Genomic DNA, 19,274 nt, shown 5'->3' with positions numbered 1-19,274 from the left:
CATAATCGACAGTTCGTTTTTCCTTACATCGACGCAGAGGCGGGCATGAACTTGCATACGTGGTGGCTTTTCGTGGCGACGGTGTTCGTCGTGTCGGCGATTCCGGGCCCGAACATGCTGCTGGTGATGACGCACGGCGCGCGGCACGGGCTGCGGCGCTCGACGTGGACGATGGCAGGCTGCCTCACCGCGCTGGTGCTGATGCTGTCGGTGTCGGCGGCGGGCCTCGGCGCGGTGCTCGAAGCGTGGCCGGCGATGTTCAACACGTTGCGCTTCGCGGGTGCGGCCTACCTGATCTACCTCGGCGTGAAGGCGTGGCGCGCACGCGTCGACGACGCGCAACCTGCCGCCGACGTCGACACCGTGTCGCGCCAGGCCACGCCGGCATCGCGCGGGACGCTGTTCCGCAACGGTTTCCTGGTCGCGGGCAGCAACCCGAAGGCGATCCTGTTCGCGGCCGCGCTGCTGCCGCAGTTCATCAACGCGGCCGAGCCGACGCTGCCGCAGTTCGGCGTCCTCGTCGTCACGTTCGCGGTGATCGAGGTGAGCTGGTATCTCGTCTACGCGTCGTTCGGCACGCGCATCGGCGCGACGCTGAAGAGCCAGAGCGTGGCGAAGATCTTCAACCGGCTGACGGGCGGCCTCTTCGTCGGCTTCGGCGCGATGATGGCGCTGGTCCGTCACTGATTTCGCACTGACACCGGCGTACCGAACGCCTCGTCCCTCGCAAGAGGGCGGGGCGTTCTGCTTTTCGGGCCTCCGTCACGCGCTCGCTCATGCACGCGGGCGCGTCCATGCCGCCGCGTCGGGGCCACGTCCGGACGCGATCCCGAAGACGGCGGCCGCGCCGGCGAACGCAAACCCCACGCCGCACACCGCGCTCCACCCGCCCCAGGCCCACGCACTGCCTGCGAGCGCCGCGCCGAGCGCGCCACCGATGAAGAACAGCCCGACGAACAAGCCGTTCAGGCGGCCGCGCGCGGCCGGGTTCAGCAGGTTGATCTCGCGGCGGCCAATCGTCTGGTCGACGATGACACCCGCATCGAGCAGCGCCGCGCCGCCGGCCAGCAGCGCGAGCGCGAGGCCGCGATGCATGCGTGCGTCGAAGCCGAACCAGCCGGCGCCCGCGGTCCCGAGCACGACGAGCGCCACGAGCATCGTGCCGTGCGCGATCCGCTGCGCCGCAGGTCCATGCCCACGGTCGCCGGCACGGCCCGCGAGCGGCGTGACGATCGCGCCGCTCGCGCCGGCGAACGCGAACAGCGCAATACCGTGCAGGTCGAGGCCGAACGGCGGCCGCGCGAGCCGCAGCCCGACCGCGGTCCAGAATGCGCTGAACGCGGCCATCGCGAGCGCGGCCGACAGCGCATGCCGGCGCAGCACCGGCTCGTCGGCGAGCAGGCGCCCCATCGACGCAAGCAGCGTGCGGTAGCCGGCCGAGATCGACGGCGTGCGCGCCGGCAGGCGCAGCGCGAGCACCACGGCGATCGCGGCATTCGCGAGCGCGGCCAGCACGTAGAACCCGCGCCAGCCGGCCGAGCCCGCGATCAGGCTTGCGAGCGGCCGTGACAGCAGGATGCCGAGCATCAGCCCGCTCATCACGTTGCCGACCGCGCGGCCGCGCTGCGCCTCGGGCGCCATCGACGCCGCCATCGGCACGAGCATCTGGATCACGCTCGACGCGGCGCCGGCCACGAGCGTCGCCAGCAGGAATACGGTGCCCGACCGCGTGAACGCCGGCAGCGCGAGCGCAGCCGCGCACGCGGCCAGCGTCGTGACGATCAGGCGGCGGTTCTCGAGCAGGTCGACGAGCGGCACGAGCAGCACGAGCCCGGCCGCGTAGCCGAGCTGCGGCAGCATCGCGACGAGGCCGGCCAGGCCGGGCGGGAGGTGCAGGTCGGCGCTGATCGGGCCCGTCAGCGGCTGCGCGGCGAACAGGTCCATCACGATCACGCCGACCGTCGCGGCGAAGAACAGCGTCATGCCGGCGCTCAGCGCGGGCGGCGTGCCGGCGCCGGCCGGCGCGTTGACGGGCGGGCGCGCGGCGGAATGGCAAGGGTTGGCAGGGCAGTTCATTGGAAGCCTGGCGAATGGGTCGAAGGAGTCCTCATCGTAGGTGTCCGATGTTTATGCGACAATTGAAATATCTCTAACATGATTATGCGAGTTTGTTTTGAATACGCGTGATCTCCAGGCATTCGTCGCGGTGGTCGACAGCGGGTCGATGGTCGCCGCGGCCGCGAAGCTCCACCTGACGCAGCCGGGCCTGACACGGCGCGTGCAGAACCTCGAAACGCTGCTCGGCATGCCGCTGCTGGAGCGGCAAAGCAAGCCGCTGAAGCCGACCGCCGCCGGGCGCGACGTCTATGCGCTCGCGCGCAACGTGCTGGGCGCGGTGGACGAGCTGATGGCGGCGGGCGCGCCGGACAGCGAGCCATCGGGCGAGCTGCGCATCGGCGTGCCGCCGTTCCTGTCCGAGCTGGCACTCGAGCAGCCGATCGACCGGCTGCGTGACGCGTTTCCGCGCCTCACGCTGCGGGTGACGGCCGGCTGGTCGCCGGCGCTGATGCAAGGCGTCGAGCGGGGCACGCTCGACGTCGCGGCCGTGATGGTGCCGGCCAGTTCGACGCTGCCCGATACGTTCGCGTCGACGCTGATCGGCACGCAGCCGACGGTGCTCGTCGCCGCGCGCGACTATCCGCTGCCGGACGGTCCGCTGTCGATCGACACGCTGTCGGGTTTTCCGTGGGTGCTGAGCCAGGACGGCTGCGGGATGCGTTCGGCGCTGAGCCGCATGCTCGGCGCGGCCGGGCTGCCGTTCGACGTCGCGGTCGAGGCGTTCGGCTCGGAGCTGCAGCTATCGCTCGTCGCGCGCGGCGCGGGCATCGGCATCGCGGCGCCGAACGCGCTGGCGCGCAGCGCGCATCGCGATGCGCTGAGGGTGGTGGAAACGGTGGGGCTGGAGACGCGGATCAACGTGTGGATCGTGCACGGCGCGCTGCCGGGCCGGCTGGTGCGGCCCGTCGCGCTGCTGCGCGATGCGCTGGGCGAAGTGCTCGACCGGGAAAACAGGGCGGGGTCAGATGCGGTAAAGACGGTCTAGAGGCGACATTCGAGGGAAAATCCTTATTTTCTCTACGGAAATGTTGCAATGCGGAAACCGATTCGCTATAGTTGCACCTGTCTCCTCCATGTCTCCTCTGATATGGATTCAGCCCGCCTCTTAGGCGGGCTTTTTTTTGCCTGCGATTTTGTCGCGGCCTTCCATTCGTCGTCGGTCGTTGCGCTCAGAACTTGTACGTCATCCCGACGTAGCTGATGATCGGATCGGCCTTCAGGTCCGATTTCGACTCCGAGAGCACCGTGCCGTCGGCCGCCTTGATCGTCACCGTCGACGTCGTCTTCAGCGGGATGTACGTGACCGACGCGATCAGCCCGAAATGCTCCGTCATGTTGTACTGCAGGCCCGCGTTGAACACCGGCTGCCATGACGACGACGCCTTCGCCTCCACCGATGTCGTACCCGGCTTGCCCGCGCCCGCCGCGAGAACCGCGCCGAGGTTGTCCTGCGTCTGCTTGATGAAGTTCGTGTTGAGCTGCAGGTCGCTGAACCAGTTGTACGACACGCCGAGGCCGAGGAACGGCCGGAACTTCGCGTTCGCCGCGCCGAAGTAGTACTGCAGGATCGCCGCCGGGCTCCACTGCCGCACGCTCTTCACGATCGGGTTGACCGACGCCAGCCCGATGTTCTGCGTGCCGAGCGCGCCGGCCGGGCCCGGCGGCTTGATCGTGCCCTGGCCCGACACCTTGAACACCGGCGGCACGCCGGCCACCGACGTGACTGCGATATGGTCGGTCAGGAAGTGGCTGACCGTCAGCCCCACGGTGTCGGCGCCGCTCGTGTGCAGCCCGGTGCCCGGCGACGTGAACGACGGCGGCAGCCGCAGCGGCGTGTTGATCGGCGTCGGCGCGACGTTGGTCGTCATCGGCGTGCTGCTCTGCTGCGGCATGATATGGAACCAGCCCAGCGTCACGACGTTGCTGCCGGCGCTCTGCGCGTGCGCCGCGAGCGGCGCCACGGCGGCGGCACTGGCCGCCGCGCAGAGAAGGGTCTTCTTCATCACGGCTCTTCCCTCCGCTTACTGGACGAATGCGCCGATCGTGAAATACGGCGTCGATCCCGCGTTGTCGAGGAAACCGAACACGCCACCCGTGAAGATGAACTTGCCGGTCGGCGACGTGCTGCCCGAGCCCGTGTGAATCGTCGTGACCGTGCCCGGCACCTTCTGCGTGTAGTCGAGATCGAGCGCGGTCGCGAGCGAGGCCTGCGACGCGTTGAACGGATCGAGCAGCGTGGCCTGCTTGTCGATCAGCGCGGTGGTCCGGTAGTCGAACTGGCTGTCGACGCCGATGTACTCGCCGTTCTGCGAGCCGAGCGCGATCGCCGTCTGCGGCGCGAGGATCGAGATGCTCGATTCGTCGTCGGCGGTGAGGCCCGGCACGCCGTTGCTGTCGGGCGTCGGGTTCGGGTTCGCGACACCCGTGCGTACGAGGATCGGCACGAGCTGGTTGCGCAGCTTGCCGACGATCATGAAGCCCTTGCCCTGCGGCGTCGCCGACAGCGTCGGTTTCAGCTGGCTCGCGTAGTTGTTCGACTGGAACGCGCCGCTGCCGTCGGCCGACTGCACGAAGTTCGTGCCTTGCTGCGTGCAGGCGCCGCCGGCGAACTGGCCGGTCGTGTCGCACTTGGTCCACGTGCCGTCCGCGTTGATCGTCACCTTCGCGTCGATCGACGCCGGCGCGAACTTCTGCGACGGCACTTCGCCGAAGCCGACGTGGCTGTACGTGCCCGCGACCTTCGTGATGTCGGTTTCGATCGACGAGAAGCCGATGAACGGGTAGTACGGGAATTTCGTATCGGGCACCGCGGCCTGGCCGAGCACGCCGTCGAACTGGATTTCCTTGCCGGGGATCGTGCCGCCCGCGACGCCGAAGCCGACGAAGATGCGTGCCGGACGCGACGCATCGAGGCTCGCGCCGTTCAGCCGGAACGCGCACTGGTTCAGCTTGTTGGTCGGCAGCAGCGTTTCCTGCGTGAGCGTGCCGCTGTCGACGGTGCCTGCGCGGGTCGGCGTGACGGTGCCGGTCTTTTGCGGGACGGCCGATTCGACGTAGGTGACCTGCCAGGTCATCTTGGTCGTGTCGAGCTGGACTTTCGCGAGCTCGCCGCTGCCCGCGCCGCCCGTGAATACGGTGTTGTAGTCAAGCGTGGCGGGGCAGAGCCGGTCTTCGACGAGCGGGGGCGGGTTGTCGCCGCCGCTGCCGCTGCCGCCGCAAGCGGAAAGAAGGGGGGCGGCAAAGGCCGCCGCCAGAATGAGGTTGCGCTTCATGTTGCTCCTCCAGATTTGTCTTGTGCGGCGGCCAGCTCCCTGTCGGCCGCTTCTGTTGGTCGTGCTCGTCCTGCTTGCGCCGTGCCGAGCGCCTTCGTGCCTTCCCAGCGTCACGCGACGGCGGTCAGCCCGCCGCCGCGCCCTCGTTCGCTACTTGCTGATCTGCGCGCCCACGCCGAAGTACGGGGTCGACGACGTCGTCGAATTCGCCGAGGTCGACGTGACGCCGCCGTTCACGGTGCCCTGGATCAGCGCCGCATACAGGCCGCCCGTCGCGATCACCACGCCCGAAGCGGACGGATAGGTCGCGCCGCTCGGCGGCGTCGTCGTCGCGTTCAGCAGGCCCGGCGTCGTCTGGCCGTAGTCGAGCGTGAAGCCGTCTTCCTCGACCTGCGTGGACGGGTTGATGAACGACGCGTTGCTGCCGCGGATCAGCGCTGCCGTGTACTTGAAGTTCGAGTCCGCGCCCGCGTAGCCGCCGTCGATCGCGCCCGACGTGATCGCCGTCGCCGCGCCGAGCACCGCGATGCCCGATTCGTCGTCGACCTGCGCGTCGGTATGCAGCGGCGGCGTGCCGAGGTTCACGTTGCCCGTGCGCACGATCACCGGCACCGTCGCGCCGTTGAGCTGGCCGATCACCATGTGCGCCGTCGCCGACTTGCCGGTCGCGCCGACGAGCGGCAACTGCGTTTGCGGCAGCGTCTGCGGCGCCTTCGTGCTGTCGAAGTAGCCGCCGTTCGCGGTGTTCACGGTCCACGGGTTGCCGGTCGTCTGGCAGCCGCCCGAACTGCTCGACGTGCACGCGCCGTTCGCGTCGAACGTCTCGCTCGAGTTCGTGCCCTTCGTCGCGTAGTTGCCCGACGGCACGAGGTGGTAGATCAGCGCGTTGTACGTGCCCGGCAGCTTCGAGATATCCGTCGTCGTGCTTGCGAAGCCGAGGAACGGATAGAAATCGAAGTGACGATTCGGCACCTGGCCGACGTTCTTGAATACGGGGAGGCCGACCACGCTGATCGTCAGCCCGTCGTACTGGATCGTCGCGCCCGGAATGCCGCCGCCTGCGACGCCCATGCCGACCAGCAGCATCGGCGGGTTCGCCTGGTTGAAGTCGGCGGCCGTCGAGTACGTAGCGCCGCTCGGCGCCTTGCCCGTGCCGGGTGTCAGGATGAACGCGCAGCGCGTCTGCTCGGCGGTCGGCAGTACGCCGGTCGGTGGGTGCATGACTGCACCGGTGATCGTCGTGCCGGCGCGGCTCGGCGTGACCGTGCCGGTCGCGAGCGGAATCGGCGATTCGAGCCACTTGAGCGTGTAGGTCATCGCCACCGCGTCGATGTTGACGCTGACGATCTCGCCGCTACCGGCGCCGCCGAGGTACGTGCTCTTCACGATGTCGGCGTTGGCCGGGCACAGCGCACCGTTGATGGGCTGTGACGGCGGCGGCCCTTGCGTGCCGCAGCTGGATCCGGAACATTGGGGCGCATTGATCGGCGCGGGTGCGCCGCCGTCCCCCCCACCACATGCAACCAGGAAAGGGGCAATGGCAAAGGCCGTTGCCACCCCCTTCGATAAGGTGTGCGACATGCCGCTGTCTCCAATCGTTTAATTGTGCGAGCTAATGTCGCCGCCTTGATTTTTGCTGTCAATTGATGAACCCGTCTAAAAAAGGCGATTGAAACGGGCAGCGTGTATTGAATCCTTGTCCGACACGGCATTCGGTAAGAATTAAAACGTGAGACGGGCTGCCGAAAGCGGCTGGAGTGGGGGATGTGCGACGCCGGACGGGCCGGCGCAGCGCCTTCCTGCGTATAACGGCAGTGTTTAAAGCGGCGGTATCCGGTTTATCCCTATTCGGGATTGACTGGATAAAGAAAGGGCGGGGTTAATTCACTGGTAATCGCGCAATGGAAAGCTTGTAAATATTTGTAAATGCGCGATCCGGAATTTTTTATATATTGCCTGACAGGGGTAAATAAAAAGCCGGCCAGTGGCCGGCTTTGCATTGCATGCGATGCTGAATCAGCGTTTGAGACCTGCGTCCTCGGCCGCGCCGATGCTCAGGTTCATGCACTGGATCGCGGCGCCCGATGCGCCCTTGCCGAGGTTGTCGAGGCGCGCGACCGTGACGAAGCGCTCCGCGTTGCCGAACACGAACAGGTCGACCCGGTTCGTGTCGTTGTTCGCCTGCACGTCGAAGAAGCCGCCGTCGAGGTTCGCGTCCGCATCGAACGGTGCGACGCGCACGAATGCTTCGTCCGCGTAGTACTCGGCGAACACGCGCTGCACGTCCTGCGGCGTCGTGCGTTTCGCGAGCTGCTCGGGCGTGAAGTAGGTCGTCACCGCGAGGCCCTTCAGGAACGGCCCGACGATCGGCGTGAAGATCGGCGGGTTCGCAAGGCCCGTGTGCGCGGCCATTTCCGGCAGGTGCTTGTGCGTGAGGCCGAGCGCATACGGGCGCGGGCTCGCGAGCTTGCCGCCCGGCGCCGCGTTTTCGTAGTCGGCGATCATCGACTTGCCGCCGCCGCTGTAGCCGGTGATCGAGTAGCTGTGCGCGGCGAACGTCGGCGCGACGATGCCGGCATCGACGAGCGGGCGCATCGCGAGCACGAACGCCGACGCGTGGCAGCCCGGCACGGCGATGCGCTTCGACGTGCGAATCTTCTCGCGCTGCGCGCGGGTCAGTTCCGGCAGGCCGTACGCCCAGTCGGCGCTCGTGCGGAACGCGGTGCTCGCGTCGATCAGCGTCGTGTTCGGGTTCTCGACGAGCGAGGCCGATTCGCGTGATGCAACGTCCGGCAGGCACAGGAACGTGACGTCCGACGCGTTGATCAGGCGGCGGCGTTCTTCGACGTCCTTGCGCTTCGCCTCATCGATGCGCAGGATCTCGATGTCGCTGCGTGCCGACAGGTATTCGAAGATCTTGAGGCCGGTCGTGCCTTCCTGGCCGTCGACAAAAACTTTGGTGCTCATTTCGCTCTCACTGAATGAAACGGGGGCCCGCGCCCTGAATCCGCCATTTTAAGACGTCATCCGGCGGCCCTGCACCGCGCGGGGCGAAAAAAAGACGGCCGGCGGGCCGTCTTGTGTCCCTTTGTCGCCCGCCGGAGCGGGCGCCAGGGCATGCTCAGCCGCGGCCGGCCACCCACCGGGCGGTCGCTTCGGCAACCCGCCGGCCGAATGCCTTGCCGGTCTCGAGGTCGCCCGGCAGCGGGCCTTCGTCGGGCGTCGAATCGGCCGGCGACTGCGCGAGCAGGCCCGTCGAGCCGCCCAGGTAGTTGATGTCGTTGCGCGTGGCCGCCTTCGAGTTGGCCGGCATCAGGCTCGTGCCGACCCACACCATCCCATGCTGCATCGACAGCGTGACGAAATATTGAATCGTCGAGAACTTGTCGCCGTTCATCGTCGCGGAGTTCGTGAAGCCTGCGGCGATCTTGTCCTTCCATTTCTGCGTGAACCACGCTTTCGACGTCGCGTCGGCAAACTGCTTGAACTGCGCCGACGGGCCGCCCATGTAGGTCGGCGCGCCGAAGACGATCGCGTCGGCCGCGTCGAGCGCAGCCCAGCCCGCGTCGTCGACGTCGCCGACGGCGAGCAGGCGCACGGTCGCGCCGGCATCCTGCGCGCCCGCGTGCACGGCCTCGGCCAGTTTCTGCGTGTGACCGTAGCCGCTGTGATAGACGATGACGATGTTCGACATGAAGCGTTCTCCGGAAAGGAACGGGAACGGCGGCCCGCAGGCTCGCCGCGTCACGCGCTGCCGGCGGGCGGCGCGACGGATGCGCGGCAGGGTGCCGCGACCGGTGACGACGAGTCTAGCAAGCCGAAATGACGGGAGAACGCGTGAGCGCGGAGCATGCCATGCCGCGGCGGCCGGCAGCCGGCAGCCGGCAATCGCGGTGCGGCGGCGTGGCGGCGCGTCACGCCCGCCGCCCGTCACTGCCCCGTTACTGCCCGTAGCTGACCGTGAGTTGCGCGGTGCCGATCGCCAGCGTGCCGATCTCGTGCTCGAACATCGGCGCGGGGCGGCCCTGCGCGACGCGCAGGTCGTCGCCCTTGAGCGCATAGACGGTGATCACGTAGCGGTGCGGCTTGCCTGGCGGCGGGCACGGGCCACCGTAGCCGTCGGTCCCGAAGTCGTTGCGCGCCTCGCTCGCGCCGATGCGCCGCAGGAACCCGGACGCGCTCGCGTCGGCGGGCAGGCTCGTGACCGTCGCCGGAATGCCCGCCACCGCCCAGTGCCACCAGCCGTGCCCCGGCGCATCGGGATCGAAGACCGTGACCGCGTAGCCGCGCGTGCCGGGCGGCGGGTTGTGCCAGGCGAGCTGCGGCGAGTGGTTGCCGCCCTTGCAGTCGCCGCGGTCGAACACGTTCGCGGCGCGGACGCGCCCGCCCGGCGTCAGGTCGTCGCTCGTCACGGTGAACGGGCCTTCCGCATGCGCGGGCAGGGCAGAGAGGGCGGCGGCGTAAAGGAGGGCGGCGAGGAACGGCGACGGGCGACCTGATGGCGCAGGCGGAGTGATCCGGCGATCCACACGCATATGGCGCTTCTCCCGTCACGTGGGCCGGACCGATGCGTCCGGCATTGTTGGCGTAGTGCGTTGCCTGCGCAGCTGATGGCAGCGATGGATCAAGTCTAGCATTAGGGTTCGATGAGCGACGCACGCCGCGACGCGTGGTCGCGATCGTTTCCCGCACGAATCGGCGGACGCAAAATCGACGGACGAAAAAAAGCCGCCCGCGATGAAGCGGGCGGCTCGTTCAGCCAGGACGCCGGCCGGCGGGCCGGCGCGGCGTCAGTCCTTCGGGGACGTTGCGCCGCCGTGCGCAGCCGACCACTCGGCCGGTGCGTGCAGGAATTTCTCGACTTCGTCGAGCGTCTTCGTCTCGAAGTAGCCCGAGGCCTTCGCGACGCGCAGCACGTCCCACCACGTGGCGAGCGCGTGCAGGTCGACGTCGATGTCCTTCAGGACCGACACGCTTTCCTTGAAGATGTTGTAGTGGAACAGCACGAAGCAGTGGTTCACCGTCGCGCCCGCGGTGCGCAGCGCGTTGACGAAGTTGATCTTGCTGCGGCTGTCGGTCGTCAGGTCTTCCACCAGCAGCACGCGCGAGCCTTCTTCCAGATGGCCTTCGATCTGTGCGTTGCGGCCGAAACCCTTCGGCTTTTTGCGCACGTACTGCATCGGCACCATCATCCGGTCCGCGATCCAGGCCGCGAACGGGATGCCGGCCGTCTCGCCGCCCGCCACCGCGTCGATCTGCTCGAAGCCGATGTCGCGCGTGATCGTCGTTTCAGCCATTTCCATCAGCGCGCGGCGCACGCGCGGATACGAAATCAGCTTGCGGCAGTCGATGTAGACGGGGCTTGCCCAGCCGGACGTGAAGATGAACGGTTTTTCTGCGTTGAAGTGCACTGCCTGTACTTCGAGCAGGATTTTGGCGGTCGTATCCGAGATCGACTGACGATCGTAGCCTGTCATGGGCATTCCTTGGGTGATGAGCGAAGAGCGGGCGCGGGCCCGGTGGCGCAGCAAGGGGAACCTGCCCGGAGGGCGGGGGCGCGATCGGAGGGCCAATCGCATCGCTGCGCGCGTAGCCCGCTATTTTACCCGATTCAGGCCGGTTTTCGGCGGAATTCGCGCGGGTTCGCCGCGCGGCTCACCACCGGCGAAACAAGCGGGGCCGGATCGCTTGCGCTGATGCGGGGGATGCGGCGTTGCACCAACATGCGTCATTTAGGGGGTGTACACTAGGCGACCCTTAGAAATCGTTCAGTACTTTGTACTTTCCTCTTGCCACCCGCCAAGGTTCGATGGCGTGCCGATCCGGCGCGTCGCGTGCCGTCTCGCAGTCGATCACCCCCTCGATTCAAGCAGACGCGGCCGAAGGTGCGGCGTACTGAACCGTCAATATTTCGCATGTCTCTCGCAGGTCAATCATGGACGAACAACTGAAGCAGGCCGCACTCGCTTATCACCTGAACCCGAAACCCGGCAAGATTTCGGTCACCCCGACCAAGCCGCTGTCGAACCAGCTGGATCTCTCGCTCGCGTATTCGCCGGGCGTCGCCGCTGCGTGCGAAGCGATCCACGCCGATCCGCTCGACGCGCAGAAGTACACGTCGCGCGGCAACCTCGTCGGCGTCATCACGAACGGCACCGCCGTGCTCGGCCTCGGCAACATCGGCCCGCTCGCCGCGAAGCCGGTGATGGAAGGCAAGGGCTGCCTCTTCAAGAAATTCGCGGGCATCGACGTGTTCGACATCGAACTGTCGGAGTCCGACCCCGACAAGCTCGTCGAGGCGATCGCGATGCTCGAGCCGACGCTCGGCGGCATCAACCTCGAGGACATCAAGGCGCCGGAATGCTTCTACATCGAGCAGAAGCTGCGCGAGCGCATGAAGATCCCCGTCTTCCACGATGACCAGCACGGCACCGCGATCATCGCGTCGGCCGCGATCCTGAACGGCCTGAAGGTCGTCGACAAGAAGCTGTCCGAAGTGAAGCTCGTGTGCTCGGGCGCGGGCGCGGCAGCGATCGCGTGTCTGGATCTGCTGGTGAACCTCGGCCTGACGAAGTCGAACATCCTCGTCGCCGATTCGAAGGGCGTGATCTACGAAGGGCGCGGCAACCTCGATCCGTCGAAGCAGCGCTATGCGGCGACCACCGACGCACGCACGCTCGCCGACGCGATCGTCGGCGCGGACGTGTTCCTCGGCTGCTCGAGCGCGGGCGTGCTGAAGCAGGACATGGTCAAGACGATGGGCGAGCGCCCGCTGATCCTGGCGCTCGCGAACCCGGAACCGGAAATCCGCCCGGAAGACGCGAAGGCCGTGCGCCCGGACGCGATCGTCGCGACCGGCCGTTCGGACTACCCGAACCAGGTCAACAACGTGCTGTGCTTCCCGTTCATCTTCCGCGGCGCGCTCGACGTCGGCGCGACGACGATCACGGAAGAAATGAAGCTCGCGTGCGTGCGCGCGATCGCCGAGCTGGCGCAGGAAACCGACCAGAGCGAGGAAGTCGCGAAGGCGTATGAAGGCCACTCGCTCGAATTCGGGCCGGACTACCTGATTCCGAAGCCGTTCGACCCGCGCCTGATCATCAAGATCGCGCCGGCCGTCGCGCAAGCCGCGATGGATTCGGGCGTAGCCACCCGTCCGATCCAGGACATGGACGCGTACCGCGAGCAGCTCGGCGCGACCGTCTACCGCACCGGCATGGTGATGCGTCCGGTGTTCGCCACCGCGAAGCAGAAGCAGGCCCGCATCGTGTTCGCCGAGGGCGAGGACGAGCGCGTGCTGCGTGCCGCGCAGTTCGTGCTGCAGGAAAAGATCGCGAAGCCGATCCTCGTCGGCCGTCCGTCGGTCATCGACATGCGCCTCGCGAAGATCGGCTCGAAGCTGAAGGCCGGCACCGATTTCGAGATCGTCGATCCGGAAGACGATGCGCGCTACCACCGCTACTGGCAGGCGTATCAGGAGATCGGCGCGCGCGACGGCGTGACGCCGGAAGTCGCGAAGGCCGCGATGCGCAAGTTCAACACGCTGATCGGCGCGATGCTCGTGCATCTGGGCGACGCGGACGGGATGATCTGCGGGATGATCGACACGTTCCACAGCCACCTGAAGTTCATCGAGCAGGTGCTGGGCCGTGCGAAGGGCGCCGAGCACTTCGCGGCGATGAACCTGCTGATGCTGCCGGGCCGCAACCTGTTCGTGTGCGATACGTACGTGAACGAGCTGCCGAGCGCGGAACAGCTCGCCGACATGACGATCCAGGCCGCGGCCGAGATCGAGCGCTTCGGCATCGTGCCGAAGGCTGCGCTGCTGTCGAACTCGAACTTCGGCAGCGCGCCGTCGGCGTCGTCGCGCCGCATGGGCGAAGCCCGCAAGCTGATCGTCGAACGTGCGCCGAACCTGGAAGTCGACGGCGAAATGCACGGCGACGCGGCGCTGTCGGAAATGATCCGCAAGCAGGCCTTCCCCGGCACGACGCTGTCGGGCGAAGCGAACCTGCTGATCATGCCGAACGTCGAAGCGGCGAACATCGCGTACAACCTGCTGAAGATGGTCGGCGGCGAAGGCGTGACGGTCGGCCCGTTCCTGCTCGGCGCGGCGAAGCCGGCCCACATCCTGACGCCGGCCGCGACCGTGCGCCGGATCATCAACATGACGGCCGTTGCCGCCGCGAACGTGAACACGAAGTAAGTCCACGCCCGCGTGTGCCGCGCTTCACGCGCGGCGCAATGAAAAACGCCACGGAACCTGCGTTCCGTGGCGTTTTTTTATCGTGAAGCGACGTGATCGGATAGCCGCTCACCGGCGGGCATCCGGCCGCGAATGCCCGCCGCGTGCCGTTACGCGACCTGCTGGTGCGACTGGCCGCCGGCCGGCGAACGCCACTTCGCGAGCAGCGTGTCCCACTTCACCCGTACCGCGCGCAGGTTGTTCTCCTTCACGTGGCCATAGCCGCGAATGCCGTCCGGCAGCGCCGCGAGCTCGACGGCGAGCGGGCGGTTGGCCGCGTTCAGCTTGGCGAGCACCTCGTCGATCAGCGCTTCGTACTCGCCGATCAGCGCACGCTCGGTGCGACGCTCCGCGGTACGGCCGAACGGGTCGAGCCCCGTGCCGCGCAGGAACTTCGCCTTCGCGAGCAGCCGGAACGCCGACATCATCCACGGGCCGTACGCCTTCTTCACGAGATGGCCGTGGGCGTCCGTTTTCGCGAACAGCGGCGGCGCGAGGTGGAATTTCAGCTTCCAGTCGCCTTCGAACTGCGCGGTCAGGCGCGCGAGGAATGCCGGATCGGACTGCAGCCGCGCGACCTCGTATTCGTCCTTGTACGCCATCAGCTTGAACAGGTTGCGCGCGACCGCTTCAGTCAGCTGCTCCTGCGCCGTGTCGCCGTCCGCCAGTGCGCGCTCGGCGGCGCGCACCTTGTCGACGAACGCCGCATAGCGTGCCGCGTACGCTGCATTCTGGTACGCGGTGAGGAATTCCACGCGCTTCGCGATCAGCGCGTCGACCGCCTTCTTCGTGTGCAGCGAAATCACCGTGGCGCCTTGCACGGGGCGCGCGTCGCCGGCCGCGGCCTGCTTCACGCTCGCCAGGTCGTACGCGGCGCGGCGGCCCCAGTCGAAGGCCGCACGGTTCTTCTCGACCGATACCGCATTCAGCTCGATCGCGCGGACCAGCGACGCGAGCGTCAGCGGCAGCCAGCCCTTTTGCCACGCGTAGCCGAGCACGAACGGGTTCGTGTAGATCGCGTCGCCGAGCAGCGCGACCGCGAAGCGGTTCGCGTCGATGAAATCGACGGCTTCGCCCGCCGCCGCACGGATGTCGTTTTCCGCGGACAGGCCGGGGAACGACCAGTTCGGGTTCTTGATGAACTCGGCGGTCGGCGTCTGCGCGCTGTTGACGACCACGCGCGTCGTGTCGTGCCGCATCCGCGACGTGCATTCGTCGCCGGCCGTGACGATCGCGTCGCAGCCGATCACGAGGTCGGCTTCGCCCATCGCGATCCGCGTTGCGTGGATGTCGGTCGGCGCGTGCGAGATCTGCACGTGGCTCATCACGGCGCCGCCCTTCTGCGCGAGGCCGGTGACGTCGAGCACGGTCACGCCCTTGTTTTCCAGGTGCGCGGCCATCCCGAGCAGTGCGCCGATCGTGACGACGCCCGTGCCGCCGACGCCCGTGACGAGCACGCCGTAGGCGCGGTCGATGTCCGGCAGCGTCGGTTCGGGGATCGGCGGCAGTGCGTTGCCGTCGACCGACACGGCCTTCGGCTTCTTCAGCTGGCCGCCCTCGACCGTGACGAAGCTCGGGCAGAAGCCCTTCACGCACGAGAAGTCCTTGTTGCAGCTCGACTGGTTGATCTGGCGCTTCGTGCCGAATTCGGTTTCCAGCGGCTCGACCGACAGGCAGTTCGACTGCACCGAGCAGTCGCCGCAGCCCTCGCACACCGCGTCGTTGATCACGACGCGCTTGGCCGGGTCCGGATACGTGCCGCGTTTGCGGCGGCGGCGTTTCTCGGTCGCGCAGGTCTGGTCGTAGATCAGGATCGTCGTGCCTTCGATCTCGCGCAGCTCGCGCTGCACGTCGTCGAGCTGGTCGCGGTGATGGATCGTCACGCCCGGCGCGAGCAGCGCCTTCTGGCTGTCGTACTTTTCCGGCTCGTCGGTGACGATCACGATCTTCTTCGCGCCTTCGGACGCGAGCTGGTGCGTGATCTGCGGCACCGTCAGCACGCCGTCGACCGGCTGGCCGCCCGTCATCGCCACGGCGTCGTTGTAGAGGATCTTGTAGGTGATGTTCGCTTTCGACGAGATCGCCGCGCGCACGGCCAGCAGGCCCGAGTGGAAATAGGTGCCGTCGCCGAGGTTCGCGAACACGTGTTTCTCGTCCGTGAACGGCGCCTGGCCGATCCACGGCACGCCTTCGCCGCCCATCTGGCTGAAGGTGCTCGTGCTGCGGTCCATCCACACGGTCATGTAGTGGCAGCCGATGCCGGCGATCGCGCGCGAGCCTTCCGGCACGTTGGTCGACGTGTTGTGCGGGCAGCCCGAGCAGAACCACGGCTTGCGCTCGGTCTGCACGTGCGGCTTCGCGAGCGCCATTTCCTTCGCGTTGATCACGGCGAGGCGTGCGGCGATGCGCGCCCGCACGTCGGACGGCAGCTCGAACTTCTCGAGGCGCGTCGCGATCGCCTTCGCGATGATCGCGGGCGACAGCTCGTAGTGCGCGGGCAGCAGCCAGTTGCCCATCGGCACCGACCATTCGCCGCCGGCGCCGTCTTTCTCGTCGAACTTGCCGAACACGCGCGGACGTTGCCCGTCGGGCCAGTTGTACAGCTCTTCCTTGATCGCGTATTCGAGGATCTGGCGCTTTTCCTCGACGACGAGGATTTCGTCGAGCCCGCGCGCGAACGCCTGCGCGCCCTGCGCTTCGAGCGGCCACACGCAGCCGACCTTGTAGAGCCGGATGCCGATCCGCGCGCAGGTTTCGTCGTCGAGGCCGAGGTCGGTCAGCGCCTGGCGCACGTCGAGGTACGCCTTGCCGCCGGTCATGATCCCGAAGCGCGCGCTCGGCGAATCGATCTCGATGCGATCGAGCTTGTTCGCACGGACGTAGGCGAGCGCCGCATACCACTTGTAGTCGAGCAGCCGGGCTTCCTGCACGAGCGGCGGGTCGGGCCAGCGGATGTTCAGCCCGCCTTCCGGCAGGATGAAGTCGGTCGGCAGCACGATCTCGGTGCGGTGCGGATCGATGTCGACCGATGCCGACGATTCGACCACGTCCGTCACGCACTTGAGCGCGACCCACAGGCCCGAGTAGCGGCTCATCGCCCAGCCGTGCAGGCCGAAGTCGAGATATTCCTGCACGTTGGACGGGAACAGCACCGGCAGCCCGCAGGCCTTGAAGATGTGTTCGGACTGGTGCGCGAGCGTCGACGATTTCGCCGCGTGGTCGTCGCCGGCGAGCACCAGCACGCCGCCGTGCTGCGACGAGCCGGCCGAGTTCGCGTGCTTGAACACGTCGCCCGTGCGGTCGACGCCCGGGCCCTTGCCGTACCACATGCCGAACACGCCGTCGTGCTTCGCGCCGGGGTACAGGTTCACCTGCTGCGAGCCCCACACGGCGGTGGCGGCGAGATCTTCGTTGAGGCCGGGCTGGAAGACGATCTGGTGGGCGGCCAGGTGCTGCTTGGCTTTCCAGAGCGACAGATCGAGGCCGCCGAGCGGGGAACCGCGATAGCCGGAGATGAAGCCGGCGGTATTGAGGCCGGCGGCACGATCGCGTTCCTGCTGGAGCATCGGCAGGCGCACGAGGGCCTGGATGCCGCTCATGTAAGCGCGGCCGCGTTCCAGTGTGTATTTGTCGTCAAGCGTGACGGACTTCAGCGCGGCTTCTAGCGATGCGCGTTGGCCTGCGTCTAGCGGGGCATTCATTAACTGTCTCCTCCACCCAGTTTGGGATCACCAAAACTCGACTGCTTCAGGCGTCTTGTGGACGCGTCTGCAGTGGCCGGCATATTGGCCGGTTTTAAGCGATGGTAGCACTGGGGCAAACCCGCCGCCCATCGGTTGGAACGCGGGGGAATTGCGGCGGCGCATCAGAAAAACAGGGCGGAACCATGCGTTACATCATGTAAAAGCATGTAAAGCCGGCCCCATCTTCGGGCAAACGCCGTTAATCTTGTCGGCCTGCCGGAGGTGTCCGGTCGCGTTGGCTTGTTTCGACGCAATCGGGGAGGCGCCGGCAGTTTTACAGGAGGTGCAATGAACACACGTCATATCCAGAGTTTCCTGATCGTGTCCGCCGCGTTTTTCTCGATGACCGGCCCGGTGCACGCGCGAGGCGCGAGCGCACTGGCGGCCGCCGGCGCGCAGATGCAGCAGATCGTGCCGGCCCAGGACGCCGTCGCGCAGCCGTCGGCCGAGCGCGCCGTCGAGTCGAAGGCGAACGCGGGTTGATCCGCTCGCGCGGCCCGCGGGCCGCGCCGGAATGCAAAAAGGGCGGGAATCCACGGATTCCCGCCCTTTTTATTTGCGCCGCCGGATCGTGCAGGCTGCCGGGTTGCCCTGGGCAGCCGCCCGCCGGATGCGTCAGGCCTTGTCCTGCACGACGCCGCGGCGGATCTGGTCGAGTTCGATCGATTCGAACAGCGCCTTGAAGTTGCCTTCGCCGAAGCCCTGGTTGCCCTTGCGCTGGATGATCTCGAAGAAGATCGGCCCGATCTGGTTCTCGGTGAAGATCTGCAGCAGCAGGTCGTCGCGTGCGCCGTCGATCAGGATCTTGCGCTTCTTCAGTTCGTCCAGCGATTCGCCGTGGTTCGGCACGCGGCGGTCGACCAGTTCGTAATACGTGTCGATCGTGTCGAGCAGCTTCACTTCCTTGCTGCGCAGGCCATCGACCGCCTGGTAGATGTCGGCGGCGCCGAGCGCGATGTGCTGGATGCCTTCGCCGTGGTACGCGTCGAGGTATTCCTGGATCTGGCCGGCCGTATCCGAGCCTTCCTCGTTGATCGGGATGCGGATCTTGCCGCACGGCGACGTCATCGCCTTCGACTTCACGCCCGTCACCTTGCCTTCGATGTCGAAGTAACGCACTTCGCGGAAGTTGAACAGGCGCTCGTAGAACTCGGCCCATTCCTGCATGCGGCCGCGATGCACGTTGTGCGTCAGGTGATCGATGTAGGTGAGGCCGTGGCCGACCGGGTTCGGGTTCGCGCCGGCGATCGGCTCGAAGTCGACGTCGTAGATGCTGATGTCGCCGATGGCGCCCGGTTGCGCGCCATTCTTGCCGCGCCAGCGGTCGACGAAGTAGATCAGCGAATCGCCGATGCCCTTGATCGCCGGGATGTTCAGCTCCATCGGGCCGGTCTTGTTGTCGAAGCCCCATGCGCCGAGTTCCAGCGCGTGCTGGTACGCCTTCGCGGCGTCCTGCACGCGGAACGCGATCGCGCAGATCGACGGGCCGTGCAGGCGCGCGAAGCGTTGCGCGAACGAATCGGGTTCGGCGTTGATGATGAAGTTGATGTCGCCCTGGCGGTACACCGTCACGTCCTTGTGGCGGTGGCGCGCGATCGCGGTGAAACCCATCCGTTCGAACAGTTGTCCGAGCGCTTTCGGGTCCGGTGCCGTGTATTCGATGAATTCGAAGCCGTCGGTGCCGACGGGGTTGTCCCAGTTCGGGATCTGCATGGCGTGTCTCCTGTGGGGGCGATCGGCCGGGGCGACGTGTGCAGGCCCGGCCTGGTTCGATGTCGAACGTGGCACACGCGGTGGCGTGCGCGACGAATCGGTACGTGCGACAGAGTGTAGCGGGCAGCCGCGAGCGTAAACTTGCGAACTTAATTGCCCGAACCTACGATGGCGCAATTTCCC

Annotated in this window: 14 protein-coding genes; 4 read left to right on the top strand and 10 right to left on the bottom strand. The window is 67.0% G+C overall.

The features are described 5' to 3' along the window. Positions 1-45 precede the first annotated feature (45 nt). Positions 46-687, top strand: a complete 642-nt coding sequence (locus CFB34_RS23020) for a LysE family translocator (protein WP_089439007.1) — start codon at positions 46-48, stop codon at positions 685-687. A gap of 87 nt (positions 688-774) precedes the next feature. Here the strand turns inward: CFB34_RS23020 and CFB34_RS23015 are convergent, their stop codons facing one another. Continuing rightward, positions 775-2,076, bottom strand: coding sequence for an MFS transporter (locus CFB34_RS23015; RefSeq protein ID WP_089439008.1), 1,302 nt, complete (start codon positions 2,074-2,076; stop codon positions 775-777). A 97-nt stretch (positions 2,077-2,173) separates the two neighbouring features. Here CFB34_RS23015 and CFB34_RS23010 point away from each other — a divergent pair, with 97 nt between their 5' ends. Next, a complete protein-coding gene (locus tag CFB34_RS23010; protein WP_089439009.1) occupies positions 2,174-3,103 on the top strand; it encodes a LysR family transcriptional regulator in 930 nt (309 codons plus the stop codon). Positions 3,104-3,287: 184 nt separating this feature from the next. Here CFB34_RS23010 and CFB34_RS23005 read toward each other — a convergent pair whose 3' ends face one another. The 7 genes from CFB34_RS23005 to CFB34_RS22975 form a co-directional block, all read right to left on the bottom strand. Then, positions 3,288-4,121, bottom strand: coding sequence for an OmpW family outer membrane protein (locus CFB34_RS23005; protein WP_089439010.1), 834 nt, complete (start codon positions 4,119-4,121; stop codon positions 3,288-3,290). Positions 4,122-4,139: 18 nt separating this feature from the next. Beyond that, the gene (locus tag CFB34_RS23000) at positions 4,140-5,390 is read right to left on the bottom strand and encodes a DUF2957 domain-containing protein (RefSeq protein ID WP_089439011.1); all 1,251 of its coding nucleotides are present in this window, start codon (positions 5,388-5,390) and stop codon (positions 4,140-4,142) included. A 150-nt stretch (positions 5,391-5,540) separates the two neighbouring features. Continuing rightward, positions 5,541-6,971: a DUF2957 domain-containing protein gene (locus CFB34_RS22995; RefSeq protein WP_089439012.1), complete on the bottom strand. Its 1,431-nt coding sequence runs from the start codon at positions 6,969-6,971 to the stop codon at positions 5,541-5,543. A 435-nt stretch (positions 6,972-7,406) separates the two neighbouring features. Further along, the gene (argC, locus tag CFB34_RS22990) at positions 7,407-8,357 is read right to left on the bottom strand and encodes an N-acetyl-gamma-glutamyl-phosphate reductase (protein WP_089439013.1); all 951 of its coding nucleotides are present in this window, start codon (positions 8,355-8,357) and stop codon (positions 7,407-7,409) included. 154 nt (positions 8,358-8,511) lie between these two features. Further along, a complete protein-coding gene (locus CFB34_RS22985; protein WP_039366855.1) occupies positions 8,512-9,084 on the bottom strand; it encodes a flavodoxin family protein in 573 nt (190 codons plus the stop codon). Between the two features lie 247 nt (positions 9,085-9,331). Beyond that, positions 9,332-9,925 carry a YbhB/YbcL family Raf kinase inhibitor-like protein gene (locus tag CFB34_RS22980; RefSeq protein ID WP_089439014.1) on the bottom strand — a complete coding sequence of 198 codons (594 nt, stop codon included), beginning with the start codon at positions 9,923-9,925 and terminating at the stop codon, positions 9,332-9,334. Between the two features lie 255 nt (positions 9,926-10,180). After that, entirely contained in the window at positions 10,181-10,867 is a 687-nt protein-coding gene (locus CFB34_RS22975; protein WP_011350651.1) for an orotate phosphoribosyltransferase, read from the bottom strand. Between the two features lie 458 nt (positions 10,868-11,325). Here CFB34_RS22975 and CFB34_RS22970 point away from each other — a divergent pair, with 458 nt between their 5' ends. Beyond that, complete coding sequence (locus CFB34_RS22970) at positions 11,326-13,596, top strand: NADP-dependent malic enzyme (protein ID WP_089439015.1); 2,271 nt, start codon at positions 11,326-11,328, stop codon at positions 13,594-13,596. Between the two features lie 149 nt (positions 13,597-13,745). Here CFB34_RS22970 and CFB34_RS22965 read toward each other — a convergent pair whose 3' ends face one another. After that, the gene (locus tag CFB34_RS22965) at positions 13,746-17,336 is read right to left on the bottom strand and encodes an indolepyruvate ferredoxin oxidoreductase family protein (protein WP_089439016.1); all 3,591 of its coding nucleotides are present in this window, start codon (positions 17,334-17,336) and stop codon (positions 13,746-13,748) included. A 330-nt stretch (positions 17,337-17,666) separates the two neighbouring features. On the opposite strand from CFB34_RS22965, the gene CFB34_RS22960 reads away from it, so the two are divergent. Then, entirely contained in the window at positions 17,667-17,861 is a 195-nt protein-coding gene (locus CFB34_RS22960) for a hypothetical protein (RefSeq protein WP_089439017.1), read from the top strand. Between the two features lie 132 nt (positions 17,862-17,993). Here CFB34_RS22960 and hppD read toward each other — a convergent pair whose 3' ends face one another. Beyond that, positions 17,994-19,091, bottom strand: a complete 1,098-nt coding sequence (gene hppD, locus CFB34_RS22955) for a 4-hydroxyphenylpyruvate dioxygenase (RefSeq protein ID WP_089439018.1) — start codon at positions 19,089-19,091, stop codon at positions 17,994-17,996. Between the last annotated feature and the right edge of the window lie 183 nt (positions 19,092-19,274).

The organism is Burkholderia sp. HI4860 (genome assembly GCF_002223045.2).
In the GTDB taxonomy this organism is placed as follows: Bacteria; Pseudomonadota; Gammaproteobacteria; order Burkholderiales; family Burkholderiaceae; genus Burkholderia.
This window is presented reverse-complemented; position numbering and strand designations above follow the sequence as displayed.